The organism is Saccharothrix sp. HUAS TT1 (assembly GCF_040744945.1).
In the GTDB taxonomy this organism is placed as follows: Bacteria; Actinomycetota; Actinomycetes; order Mycobacteriales; family Pseudonocardiaceae; genus Actinosynnema.
The window spans coordinates 4,983,626-4,995,796 of sequence record NZ_CP160453.1; the positions used below are offsets into that span (position 1 = coordinate 4,983,626).

The window sequence follows — 12,171 nt, forward strand, 5'->3', positions numbered from 1 at the left end:
CGGCGGTGGCTCCGAATACAGGGCAGAGAGGAGGTGATTGCATGAGAACAGCTTGTTCGGTCGTGGTGGACGAGGTGCACCCGCTGGTTCGCCGTTCCCTGGTGGCGGTGGGTTTCCTGTTCGGCCTGGGCCTGCTGGCCCTGGTGACGGCGGGCTCCGCGCACGCGGCTGAGGACAGCCGTTCACCCGGTTTGCTGGGTGGCGTGCTCGGTGGCGTAGTAGAGCCGTTGAGCCCGGTGACGGCCGGCGTGTCGGAGGTTGTCGGCGCGGTGGAACCGGTGACGGCTCCGCTGTTGGAGCCGGTGACCGGGACGGTGCTGGAGCCGGTGTTGGAACCGGTGCTGGAGGTGTTGGCGCCGGTGACCGATCCCTTGCTGGGGCCGGTCGAGCCGGTCGTCACGCCGGTGGCCCGCGCGATCGGCGTCGAGCCGAGCGCACTGGGAATCCAGGAGCGGACCGCGGCACCTGCTCCGGTCGAGACCGGTGTCGGAGACTTCGCCCCGACTCCGGTGTCGGCACAGCCGCAACCCGGTGATCCGGTGGCTGTTGCGACTGCGAGTCCTTTGAGGACCGAGGTCCAGACTCCTCCTGTGACGGTCGCAGTAGTCGAACCCGTCCTGACGTCGGGTTCGAACGAACTGCGGGCGCCGGTCAACGGCCCGGTGGCACCGGTTCAGGGCACGATGGTCCTGTCCGGCGTCGCGAGCCCGACGGCGTCGTCGGGCGGCGGTGGTTCCGTTGGCCAGGTGGACCTGCCCGGCAGCCAGGGCTTCGGTTCGCCGGACGGCGGCCGGGTGGCCTTGTCGGAACACACGACCGCACGGCCGTGGTGCTACGTGTTCGGGCGACATCACCCGAGCTGAGGTTCTTCCCTTTGTGAGCTGACCACTGCTTGAGAGCTTCGAGGGAAGAAGGCTTTGATGCGCGAGTACGTCCAACGCGGCCTGTTGGCCGCGGTGATCTCCGGTGGGTTCGTCCTGCTGGGACAGTCGGTCGCGAGCGCCGACACGGCAGACCAGGGTCCGCTGGGCCTCGGTGGGCTGGTCGGGTCGGTCACCAACACCGTCAGCGGTGTGGCGACCGGCGGTTCCGGTGGCACCTCCGGTGACGGTGGCAACGCCGTGAGCGGCAACAGCGCGCGGTCGGGGAATTCCGGTGATTCGGGTGACTCCGGTTCGACCGGTGGCAACTCGGCTTACGGGTTGTGCGTGCTGGCCGAGTGCGCCACGCACGTCAGTTCGGGCGACTCGGGCAACACCGGGTCGACCGGCAGCACGGGCGACGCGACCAACACCAGCCACACCTCCGGGGGCAACTCCGGCATGGCCGGCAACGGCGGCGACGCCACGGCGTGGTCGGGCAACACCTCCGGCGGAGGTGACACCACCGCGACCGCCCACGGCGGTTCCGGCGGCACCTCCGGTGACGGTGGCAACGCCGTGAGCGGCAACAGCGCGCGGTCGGGGAACTCCGGTGATTCGGGCGACTCCGGTTCGACCGGTGGCAACTCGGCTTACGGGTTGTGCGTGCTGGCCGAGTGCACCACGCACGTCAGTTCGGGCGACTCCGGGAACACCGGGTCGACCGGCAGCACGGGCGACGCGTCGAACACCAGCTGGACCACCGGGGGCAACTCCGGCATGGCCGGCAACGGCGGCGACGCCACGGCGTGGGCGGAGGGCTCCGACCGTTCGTGGGGCCACCACCGCGACTCGGGTGACGGCAGTGCCAAGGCGGTCGGCGGCAACGGCGGCGAGTCGGGCGAGGGCGGCAACGCCACCAGCTCGAACAAGGCCGTGACCGGTGGCTCCGGCAACTCCGGTGACACCGGCTCGACCGGCGGCAACACCGCGTTCGTGCTCGACCTGGGTGGTCTGCAGTGGAACCACCACGGCTCGGGCTGGGACAACGGTGGCAAGTCCACCACGACGGTGACCTCCGGCGACTCGGGCAACACCGGGTCGACCGGCAGCACCGGTGACGCGTCGAACACCAGCTGGACCACCGGGGGCAACTCCGGCACGGCCGGTGGCGGCGGCGACGCGATCGCGTGGGCCGAAGGCTCCAACGGCACGGGCCACACCTGGCGTCACCGCGACTCGGGTGACGGCAGTGCCAAGGCGGTCGGCGGCAACGGCGGCGAGTCGGGCGAGGGCGGCAACGCCACCAGCTCGAACAAGGCCGTGACCGGTGACTCCGGCAACTCCGGTGACACCGGCTCGACCGGCGGCAACACCGCCGTCACCCACAACACCGGTGAGAGCGACCGGTGGAACCACCACGCCCGCAAGGGCGGCCACGGCCACCAGTGGTGGAACCACCACGGTCGGGGTTGGCGGCACGGCGAGTCGACGACCACCGTCGGCTCGGGCGACTCCGGTGACACCGGCCGGACCGGCGCCACCGGCGACGCGTCCAACACCAGCCGCACCACCGGCGGGCACTCCGGCCCGGTCGGTGCCGGCGGCGACGCCAAGGCCCTGATCGGCCACCTGGTGCAGTGACACCGCAGTAAGTGACACCGCAGTAGGGGATGGGCGGGACCGGTGGCAACCGGTCCCGCCCGTTCCGTCATCAGGCCGTCAGTAGTGGGCCCGGACGGTGAAGCTGAGCATCTTCGTCGCCCCGGGGCAGGAGGCCGTCGCGGAGCCGAAACCGCCGAACCGGATCATCGGGCTGCTGTGGACGCTGCCGTCGCTGCACGACACCGAGACCGAGTAGCCGGACGCGCCACCGCCGATCTGGTAGCAGTCGACCCAGACCGTCGAGTTCCGGCCGCCGGAGTACTTCCAGATGCAGTTGACCGACGAGCTCTGGATCTTGCCCTCGGCGGTCTGGAGCGGCGGCGCCGGCAGGGTCACCACCTCCCGCTCGACCAACGCGGTCGACGCCTGCGCGCCCCCCACGCCCATCCCGGCCAACGCCAGGACCGCGAACACCACCACTGCCACCCGCTGAACGGTTCTGCGCACTGGGTCCCACCCTCTCGAAACCTGTGAAGTCGGAGTCGGAGCAAGGATCACCCCTGTTCAGGGACGTGCGGAACCAACGGCACTCGATCAGACCAGGGCTCCCGCAGTGCTCGCGCCGGCACGCCGAACCCCCTCCCGGAAACCTTGTATCAGGCCGTGGGGACGCGCATCCGCTCCTGCCGGGGCAGGGCGAAGACCCCTCAGGGGAGAGCCGGCCCGTGAGCCGGTGGGGACGGGCGGGGTGCTCACGCGGCGGGCCCGGTCCAGAGCCGTCGGTCGCACCCTCACCAGCGACGATGCCCGGTCCGGTGGCGGGCGCCGAGGGCGGGTGGTCCGCGCCGGGTTTTCGGCGTGAACCAGTACCGAAAGTTTCGTTAGAAATTATTACCATCGGCACCGATATGGAAATTTCTTCACGTGAACCGGCCCTCTCCTGCATTACAGCAGTAATTACCGGTCGGTACCAACGTCATGGCTTCGGGGTTCACGTTAGTCCATTCGGTTGGCGGGCGTGCAGGTTGCGGCACGCCCTGGGGTAAGTGCGAGGGATATTCGCGTACTGTGCGGAACGGCTGGTCGTGACGTGCGACCGGGCGATGACTTGGCGCGCAGCGGTCACCGGCGCGCCCTGATGGGCAGGAGGTGGGCGGTGTCCGACCGGTCGGTATTGGGGTGGTCGCGGCGTTGTCAACCCCTGCTCAGTGGTGCGGGAAATGCCCCTGGAGTCGCCTGCCTTTACTGTAGTTATGTACGGTGTTGGGTCTGTCAGTGCCGCAGTAAAGGGGGCGACCGGACGTGGGCGTGCTGAACATTCAACAGCCGGACTTCGGACGGCGGTTGAAGCTGCTGCGCCGGGAGCGCCGCCTCTCGCAGCGGGACCTGGCCGGGGGCGTGGTCAACCCCAGCTACATCTCGCTGCTGGAGTCCGGCGCCCGGGTGCCCACGCTGGAGGTCGCGATCCAGTTGGCCAAGGGGCTGGGCGTGCCACTGGGGCAGCTGGTAGACAACGCGGAGCTGCACGTCGAACCCGCCGCCGTGGAGACCGGCTCGGCCGTCGACGGCAGGCTCGTGCGCGACCTGCTCGCCCGCCAGGCGTACGAGTCCGGCGACCTCGACGGCGCGCGCAGGCGGTTCGAGGAGAACTACCGCTTCGCCCTCTCCTCCGGCGACCTGTCCGACGCCCTGTCCGACGGCCTGGACCTGCTCGACGTGCTGATCCGGCAGGGCCACGACGAGGCCCGCGTCCAGCTGCTGGACGAGCTGGCGGGCCTCGCCGAGCAGTCGGGCACGCCGGAGGCCGTGGTCCGGCTGCAGGTGGACCGGGCCGTCGCCGCCCGGGACGCCGGGCGGATGGCCGAGGCGCTGGACTTCGCCGAGGCGGCGGTCGGCGGCATCGTCAGCACGGCGCTGGCCCGCACCAGCGAGCACGTGCGGGCGCTCGGCGTGCTGATCTCGATCTACTGCGACTCCGGCGACTTCCGCGACGTCACCCGGCTGGTCGAGGAGATGCTGGACATCGCCAAGGCGGTGGCCGGTCCGCCGGTGATCGGTCGCGCGCACTGGGTCGCCGCCGTCGCCCTAGGGCGCCTCGGCAAGTCCGAGCTGGTCGAGAACCACGTGCGGCGGGCGCAGGACCTGCTGGCGGTGCCGTCCACCTCGGTGCAGGACTGGGCGCAGTTCGTCCGGGCCGCCGCCTCGGCGCTGCTGGAGATCGACGCGGCGCCCGCCTCGGTCGAGCACTACCTGGTCGCGGCGCGCGCCGCGACCGCCATCACCGACACCGGCTCCGCGAAGCTGGCCAGCCTGGAGTGCCGCCTGGCGCTGATGGTCGGCGACCACGAGCGCGCGGTGGCGCTGAGCGACTTCGTCGACGGCCCCGACCCCGACCTGGTCGGGGTGGACCTGGCCAGGCTGCGCAGGGCGCGCGGGCTGGCGCTGCGCGCGCTCGGTCGGGTGGACGAGGCCGCGGCGCAGATCAGGGCCGCCGCCCTCATCTGCGACGAGATCGCCGCGCACCGGATGGCCGCCCAGCTCTGGCGGGAGCTGGCCGAGATGAACAGCTGACTTTTCTGCCGTAAACATGATCCGGTTTCCCGTGTCGCTATCGTGACCTTGGGGCCACTCTGCGTCTGCGTCGTCCGCCGCTTGGCCCTGGCCGGTGAAGTGATCGGAGTACTGGCCCGAACCTGCGAAGACAGCAGCTCCTGCCAGTTGAGACGGTGGCTGCGGCGGGTACGGGTTGACTGCTTGTCCGTCGTGTTGACATTGGTTATGTTCTGCTTACTGCAGTCAACAACCGATGCCTGGGGGCACACGATGCACCATCGCGCAATCGGATCGCCTGCCTGGACAGCCGGGAGGGCGGACGATCATGACACCCACCTCTGAACTGGGCTTAACTGCCCCGGCCGAGTTCGTCTACCGCACGATGCTGCGCCAGTCGCGCTGGCGCTTCTCGGACCTGGTCCGCGAGCTCGGGTGGGACGAGCTGGGCACCCAGGAGATCGTCGGCGAGCTGCGCGGCCAGGGCTTCCTGGTCGGGTCCGCCGACGACGCGGGCGCCATCCGGGCCGTCGAACCGCAGCTCGCGCTGCCCGTGCTCGCCGCCCGCAGGCTCAAGGGACCCGGCGTCGGCAAGGCGCTCAGCGCGGTGGCCGTCGAGCGCTTCGTCACGTGGCACGAGCGGTCCACCGAGTGGGCCGCGGCGCGCCGGGCGCCCGCGTCCTTCGACGAGCTGGCCATCATCGTCGAGCGCATCGCCTCCGCCGCCACCCGCGAGGTCCTGGTCGTGGTGCCGACCTGCGCTCCCGGCTCCTACGAGTTCTCCCCGCTGATCGTGGAGGCCGTGCGGCGGCGCGGCGCCGAGTTCCGCAGCGTGTGGTCCCACGAGTTCGCCATGTCGCCCACGGTCGTCCCGCACGCGCGGTGGCTCGCCGAACGCGGCCAGGCGCCGCGCACCACCTCGGCCGCCCTCACCCGGGCCGTCATCGTGGACGGCGTCACCGCGCTGGTGGTGGGCGACGACATGCACGCCCGGGTCCTGCGCGGCAGGCGCGAGGTGGAGCCGTTGCGCCGCGTCGCCGCCCTGCACTGGCACGAGGGCAGCGCGGTCCACAAGGAGGTCATCCGCACCGGCGAGGAACCGCGCCTGCGCTACGAGGTGGTCCTGCGGCTGCTGGCGGAGGGGCTGACCGACGACGCCGTGGCCAACCGGATCGGGGTCAGCGTGCGGACCGTGCGCAACGACGTCGCGTCCGCCATGGCGGGCATGGACGCCCGCAGCCGCTTCCAGGCGGGTGTCCGCGCCACCCAGCTCGGGCTGCTCTGAGCAAGGCGATCGACCACCGCACGCGTCAAGAGCTCGGTCGGGACCTACCGGCCGAGCTCTTGACGCGCGCGGTGGTCGAGGTGTGAGCGCCACGGCGGGTCGGCGATCCCGGAACCGGCCGGAAGACGAGCCAGGCCGGGTGGAGGCGGTCGACCCGCCCCCACCCGGCCTGGCTCGCTCCTCAGTCGGCGGCGCGCTGCGGCGTGCGGCGCGGCGCCATGTCCGTCCACACGCGCGCGATGTGCTCCAGGCACTCCTCGCGCGTGCCGGTCATCCCCGCGTCGTGCCAGCCGAGCGGGTTGGGCCGGCGGACCGGCCACGTCGAGTGCTGCCCGTGGTCGTTGACCACGACCTTGACCTGGTCCATCAGCCCACCGCCCCGGTGTAGAAGTCCGGCACCAGCCGGCCATCGCCCTGCTCGACCACCCGGTCGTAGACCCACGCGCCCACCGCGAGGTCCAGCACGCCGAGCCCGAACGGCGCGAACACCGCCGTCCGGTCCGGGTCGCGGGCGATCCGGCCGCGCAGCAGGTCGCCGATCGTGCCGTGCACGAACGAGCGGTCGCCCGCGACCTGCTCGGCCAGGTGCAGCGAGGTGCGCTCGCGCACGGCGTGGTCGACGTCGTCGGTGACGTTGAACGACGCCAGCACCAGTTCCGGCGCCAGGTCGCGCAGCGACAGGTGCAGCACGACGGGGTTGCCCGCCAGCAGCGCCGGGTCGTGCAGGTGCGGCTCGCCCGCCACCGTGGTGATCACCACGAGGTCGCAGCCGTCGAACGCGCCCGCCGCGTCCCGCACCACCTCGACGCCGGCGGCGCCGTCACCGGTCAGGGCGGTCCCGAAGCGCTCGGCGGCGGACCGGTCGAGGTCGAACAGCCGGTGCCCGCCCACCTCCCAGCCCAGGTCGCGCAGAAACCGGCGGACGTGCTCGGCGATCAGGCCGGTGCCGATCCAGCCGACCCGGCCCGCCCGGCGGTCGCCGAGCAGGGTCTCGGCGCCGAGCACCGCGGACGCGGCGGTGCGGGTCGCGGAGATGATCGACGACTCCAGGACCGCGAACGGGTAGCCGTTGGACAGGTCGTTGAGGATCAGCGCGGCCGAGGCGCGGGGCACGCCGACCGAGGTGTTGGCCGGGAAGCTCGCGATCCACTTGATGCCCGCCACCTCCCGGTCGCCGCCCAGGAACGCGGGCAGCGCGATGATCCGGTCGCGGGGTCTGTCGGGGAAGCGCAGGAAGCTGCTGTGCGGGTTCGCGGTGACGCCCGCGTCGTGCGCGAGGTAGGCGTCCCGGACGGCGCCGAGCGCGCCTTCCCGGTCGGCTTCGACCTGTTTGGACACCTCCTCCGCGGTGACGATCCGCAGCGGCGGCAGTGCAGTGTCGGGCATGACGTCCTTTCGGGGCGGACGGGAGCCGGTACCGGGGTGGCCGGTTCAGGCGGCTCGAACGGCTTGGACGGCTTGGACGGCTCAGACGGGCAACATGTCGGCGGAAGGCGCGTCCTGCAGCACCTCCGCCACCCACGAGGGGTCGTAGATCGTGTCGGCGTAACCGGTGCCGCGGTCGGCGCACAGGAACAGCACGGTGGGCCGCGGGCCGGTGTGTCCCGCGAAGTAGCGGCCGATCGCCGCGTACACCGTGCCGGTGGAACCGCCCGCGTACAGGCCGTGCCGGTGCAGCAGCTCGTGGCAGCCCCGCACGGTGTCGCGCTCCGGCACGATGACCACGTCGTCGATCAGCGCGTGCTCGAACAGCGGTGGCGTGATCGACGAGCCGAGGCCGGGGATGTGCCGGGTGCGCGGCGCGCCGCCGAAGATGGCCGAGCCCTCGGCGTCGACGGCGACCACCCGGGCGTGCGGCCACATCTCCTTGACCCGGTGGGACAGGCCGGCGATCGTGCCGCCGGTGCTGGTGCCGACGAACAGGTAGTCGATCGAGCGGAACGCCCGGCACACCTCGCCGCCGGTGAGTCGGTAGTGCGCCAGCACCGCGTCGGTGTTGGCGTACTGGTTGGGCCAGTAGACCTGGTCCAGCTCCTCGCGCAGCTGCTGCACGCGCGCCAGCCGGGTGCTGAGGTAACCGCCGCTGGCGTCGCGCTCGGTGACCTTCTCCACCCGCTCGCACAGCGCCCGCAGGTACGCCTCGGTGGCGGTGTTGACGTTCGAGTCGATCACCGGGATGAACCGCAGCCCGAGGGAGCGGCTGAACGAGGCCAGCGAGATGGCGAAGTTCCCGGAGGAGGACTCCACGATCGTGGTGTCCTGGGTGATCTCGCCCCGCTCGACGGCCTGCTTGATGATCCACAGCGCGGAGCGGTCCTTGGAGCTGCCGTTGGGGTTGCTGTACTCCAGCTTCGCGTACAGGTCGACGGCGTCGTCCGCCAGCGCGACCACCGGTGTCTCGGGCATCGAGCGCTGGATCGACTCCAGCCCGCGCAGCAGGTCGGATCCACTCACGGCGTGTTCCTCCAGAGGGTCGTCGGGACGTGGCGGGGCATCGGGAACTGCCACAGCAGCCGCAGGACGGCGTCGCGCACCGAGAGCCGGGTGAACGGCTCCAGCCGGTAGCCGCCGTCGCGCGCCCGCACGCCGCGCAGCGCCTCGCCCACCAGCTGCGCGACCCGCCGGGCCTCGGTGCGGCCGAAACCGCGCCACCCGGCGGTCGTGAAGTCCAGCGCCAGCACGTCCGGGCGGCCCGGCGCGCGGTCCACGACGAGGCCGACCTCGCCCAGCGCGTCCCCGGCGAACGGCGCCACCGCGGCCTCCGGCTCCACCAGGACCACGTGGTTGTCGGTGCCGCCGGTGAGCACGCGGTGCCCGAGCAGGGTGAACTCGGCCGCCAGCTCGGCCGCGGCGAGGGCGGTGCGGCCGACCTGCTCGCGGTAGCCGTCGGTGAGCGCGACGCCGAGCACCCTGGCGACGCCCGCCGCGGTGGGCGGGTCGGGCGGGGTGCGGGCGGCGTGCTCGGCGAGCAGCCCGGCCAGGGTCGTGCCGCGCGCCGGGTGCCGCGCGTCCCGCCCGGCCAGCACCAGGGCGCCGCGGGCGCCGGGCAGGTGGGTGGCGGTGCACGCGATCGTGACGTGGGCGTGGTCCACCGGTGTGGCCAGCAGACCCGCCACGACGAAGCCCGCCAGGTGCGACACGTCCACGACGAGCAGCGCGCCCGCCGAGTTCGCGATCGACCGCAGCCGCGCGAAGTCCGGCGTCACCGGGTGCGGTTCGCCACCGCACAGCAGCACGGCGGGCCGCACGCGTCCGGCGAGCGCGGCCAGCCCGTCGTAGTCCAGCCCGGAGCCGTCCAGCCCGGTCCCGTCCGACCCGGTCCCGTCGCCCGCCAGCAGGTGCTGCTCGACGCGGCGGTCCGGCAGGCGCGGCGGCCCCGGCGCGAGGCGGGCGTCCAGGACGAGGTCACCCGGCTCCAGCAGCGCGTCGAGCACCGCCGCCAGCGCCTCCGGCCCGGAGTGGGGGAGGACGTCGGCGTGCGCGGCGCCGAACGCGGTGCGGGCCCGCTCCGCGGCCAGCTGCCCGCCCGGCCAGGCGACCGCGCCGGGCGGTTCCCGACCGGCCAGGGCGGCGGCGCACGCGGCGGGCACGCTCGCGTCCGGTCCGTGGCCGCCGACCCGCAGCACCAGGTTCTCCTCGCGCACCGCGTGCTCGGCGCACAGCAGGCCGTGCAGGTGCGGGTCCTCGGCGGCCAGCACGTCCGCGCCCGCTGCGGTGAAGGCGGCGAGCGGCGACACCGGGCGCGGCGGCGCCGGGCGTCCGAGCCTCAGTTCGACCACGGTCCGGCCTCCGCCCTCGTCACCGGGCCACCGCGCCGCGGTAGGCGCGCACCGCCAGCGGGGCGCACACCAGCAGCACGGCCAGCGTCAACGCCACCGCCATCGGCACCGGGTGCCGCATCGGGAACGACGTCCCCGCCTGGGCGGGGTTCCCGAACAGCTCGCGGCACGCCGCCACGACCGAGCTGACCGGGTTCCACTCGCACACCGCGCGCAGCCAGCCGGGCAGCCCGTCGAGCGGGATGAAGGCGTTGGACAGGAAGGTCAGCGGCATGACGATCAGGAACGCCAGCGCGCTGATCGCCTCCGCGCCGCGCACGACCAGGCCGATCAGCGCGCCCAGCCACGACATCGCGAACCCGAACAGCAGCAGCAGGCCGAGCGCCGCCAGCGCGCCCGCCGCACCCGCCGACACCTTCCACCCGATCGCCAGCCCCACCGCGGCCATCACCACGATGGACACCAGGGACAGCACGAGGTTCGAGGCGGTGCGGGCCAGCAGCACCGCGCCCTGCGACATCGGCAGGGACCGGAACCGGTCCACCAGGCCGTTGCCGAGGTCGTCGGCCACCCCCAGCGCCGTGGACGACACCGAGGACAGCATCGTCTGGGTGAAGATGCCCGCCATCAGGTACTCGCCGTACGCGCCACCGCCGGGCAGCGCGATGGCGGCGCCGAACAGCACGCCGAAGATCACCACGTAGGCGACCGGCATCAGCGTGACGCCGAGCAGCTTCTCCGGCGTGCGGGCGATGTGCCGGGTGTGCCGGCCGAACAGCGCCAGGGCGTCGCTCACCGCGCCGAACGAGGCGGAGGGCGCGTGGATCGCGGTCATCGGACGACCTCTTCCCGGGCGTGGGTGGCGCCGGTCAGGGCGAGGAACACGTCGTCCATCGAGGGGCGGCGCAGCCCGAACTCGGTGACGGCCGCGCCGAGCGGGCGCAGCGCGTCGGCCGCGTCGGCGATGCCGCCGATGCCGTCGTGCACCGGCACCGACACGGTCAGCCCGTCGGCGGAGACCTTCGGCGGCGCGACGACCAGGCGGCCCAGCGCCGCCACGACGGTCCCGGCGTCCGCCCGGCTGGCCACGCCGACCTCCAGCAGCTCGCCGCCGACCTTGGCCTTCAGCTCGGCGGGCGTGCCCTCGGCGATGACCTGCCCGCCGTCCACCACGGCCACCCGGTCGGCGAGCTGGTCGGCCTCCTCCAGGTACTGGGTGGTCAGCAGCACGGTGACGCCACCGGCCACCTGCTCGCGGATCATGTCCCACAGCGCGATGCGGCTGGTGACGTCCAGACCGGTGGTCGGCTCGTCCAGGAACAGCACGGTGGGCTCGGCGACGACGCTCACCGCGAGGTCGAGCCTGCGCCGCATCCCGCCCGAGTAGGTCTTCACCACCCGGTCGGCGGCTTCCACCAGGGAGAACCGCTCCAGCATCTGGTCGGCGCGCACCCTGGCGGCGCGCCGGCCCAGCCGGTGCAGGGTGCCGATCAGGCGCAGGTTCTCCCGCCCGGTCAGCCGCTCGTCCACGGCCGCGTACTGCCCGGCCAGGCCGATGGCGCCGCGCACCGCGCGCGGGTCGCGCACCACGTCGTGCCCGGCGACGACGGCGTGGCCGCTGTCCGGCTCGACCAGCGTGGCCAGCACGCGCACGGTGGTCGTCTTGCCCGCGCCGTTCGGGCCGAGCAGCCCGAAGACCTCGCCCGCCTGCACGGTCAGGTCCACGCCGCGCAGCGCTTCGTGGTCGCCATACCTCTTGCGGAGCCCTTCGGCTCGGATCGCTGTTGCCACGCGCCACTCCTCATCCGGGAACCGGGCGCGGGTGCGCGCCGTCGACGGGTGTTGCAGGAAACCGCCGCACGAGGGGCGCTGTGGTGCGCGGCCGGCGGGCGGTGCCGTGCGCGGACGACGCTAGACCGCGGCACGCGCCGGGGGCAGCGCCGCTGCAGCAACCGCCCTGCGGCCGGAAAACCGTTGCAGCATCGTGCAATCCGCTTGCCCACGCCGCCGCGCGAGGAGCCGGCTGCAAGTTGATGCAGCGTCGTTGCGACGCCGTCGGAGCGGTCGAAGACTATGGCCGTCGCCCGCGCCG

11 protein-coding genes are annotated in these 12,171 nt (G+C 72.8%); 4 read left to right on the forward strand and 7 right to left on the reverse strand.

Features of this window, described 5'->3' with window-relative positions:
* The first annotated feature begins 62 nt into the window (after positions 1–62).
* Both AB0F89_RS23180 and AB0F89_RS23185 read left to right on the forward strand, forming a co-directional pair.
* Positions 63–863, forward strand: a complete 801-nt coding sequence (locus AB0F89_RS23180; RefSeq protein ID WP_367127654.1) for a hypothetical protein — start codon at positions 63–65, stop codon at positions 861–863.
* A 57-nt stretch (positions 864–920) separates the two neighbouring features.
* Positions 921–2,504, forward strand: a complete 1,584-nt coding sequence (locus AB0F89_RS23185; protein ID WP_367127656.1) for a hypothetical protein — start codon at positions 921–923, stop codon at positions 2,502–2,504.
* 78 nt (positions 2,505–2,582) lie between these two features.
* On the opposite strand, the gene AB0F89_RS23190 is transcribed toward AB0F89_RS23185, so the two are convergent.
* Entirely contained in the window at positions 2,583–2,972 is a 390-nt protein-coding gene (locus AB0F89_RS23190) for a hypothetical protein (protein WP_367127657.1), read from the reverse strand.
* Between the two features lie 801 nt (positions 2,973–3,773).
* Between AB0F89_RS23190 and AB0F89_RS23195 the strand changes: the two genes are divergently transcribed.
* Entirely contained in the window at positions 3,774–5,036 is a 1,263-nt protein-coding gene (locus tag AB0F89_RS23195; protein ID WP_367127658.1) for a helix-turn-helix domain-containing protein, read from the forward strand.
* Positions 5,037–5,343: 307 nt separating this feature from the next.
* Positions 5,344–6,300 carry a response regulator transcription factor gene (locus tag AB0F89_RS23200; RefSeq protein ID WP_367127659.1) on the forward strand — a complete coding sequence of 319 codons (957 nt, stop codon included), beginning with the start codon at positions 5,344–5,346 and terminating at the stop codon, positions 6,298–6,300.
* Between the two features lie 181 nt (positions 6,301–6,481).
* On the opposite strand, the gene AB0F89_RS23205 is transcribed toward AB0F89_RS23200, so the two are convergent.
* The 6 genes from AB0F89_RS23205 to AB0F89_RS23230 form a co-directional block, all read right to left on the reverse strand.
* Positions 6,482–6,667, reverse strand: coding sequence for an MbtH family protein (locus tag AB0F89_RS23205; RefSeq protein WP_367127660.1), 186 nt, complete (start codon positions 6,665–6,667; stop codon positions 6,482–6,484).
* On the reverse strand, positions 6,667–7,686 hold the full coding sequence (sbnB, locus tag AB0F89_RS23210; protein WP_367127661.1) for a 2,3-diaminopropionate biosynthesis protein SbnB: 1,020 nt from the start codon (positions 7,684–7,686) through the stop codon (positions 6,667–6,669). Before sbnB ends, AB0F89_RS23205 begins: the two co-directional genes overlap by 1 nt.
* Before the next feature lie 81 nt (positions 7,687–7,767).
* Entirely contained in the window at positions 7,768–8,754 is a 987-nt protein-coding gene (gene sbnA / locus AB0F89_RS23215) for a 2,3-diaminopropionate biosynthesis protein SbnA (protein ID WP_367127662.1), read from the reverse strand.
* Positions 8,751–10,079 carry a hypothetical protein gene (locus AB0F89_RS23220; protein ID WP_367127663.1) on the reverse strand — a complete coding sequence of 443 codons (1,329 nt, stop codon included), beginning with the start codon at positions 10,077–10,079 and terminating at the stop codon, positions 8,751–8,753. Before AB0F89_RS23220 ends, sbnA begins: the two co-directional genes overlap by 4 nt.
* A 19-nt stretch (positions 10,080–10,098) precedes the next feature.
* On the reverse strand, positions 10,099–10,914 hold the full coding sequence (locus AB0F89_RS23225) for an ABC transporter permease (RefSeq protein ID WP_367127664.1): 816 nt from the start codon (positions 10,912–10,914) through the stop codon (positions 10,099–10,101).
* Positions 10,911–11,870 carry an ATP-binding cassette domain-containing protein gene (locus AB0F89_RS23230; protein WP_367127665.1) on the reverse strand — a complete coding sequence of 320 codons (960 nt, stop codon included), beginning with the start codon at positions 11,868–11,870 and terminating at the stop codon, positions 10,911–10,913. The genes AB0F89_RS23225 and AB0F89_RS23230 overlap by 4 nt, the downstream gene beginning before the upstream one ends.
* Positions 11,871–12,171: the final 301 nt, after the last annotated feature.

What these genes read in the sequence shown, in the direction of transcription:
- AB0F89_RS23185 (WP_367127656.1), top strand. Translation starts at nt 921, where the DNA reads ATGCGCGAGTACGTCCAACGCGGCCTGTTGGCCGCGGTGATCTCCGGT.
- AB0F89_RS23200 (WP_367127659.1), top strand. Translation starts at nt 5,344, where the DNA reads ATGACACCCACCTCTGAACTGGGCTTAACTGCCCCGGCCGAGTTCGTC.
- AB0F89_RS23205 (WP_367127660.1), bottom strand. Translation starts at nt 6,667, where the DNA reads ATGGACCAGGTCAAGGTCGTGGTCAACGACCACGGGCAGCACTCGACG.
- sbnB (WP_367127661.1), bottom strand. Translation starts at nt 7,686, where the DNA reads ATGCCCGACACTGCACTGCCGCCGCTGCGGATCGTCACCGCGGAGGAG.
- AB0F89_RS23225 (WP_367127664.1), bottom strand. Translation starts at nt 10,914, where the DNA reads ATGACCGCGATCCACGCGCCCTCCGCCTCGTTCGGCGCGGTGAGCGAC.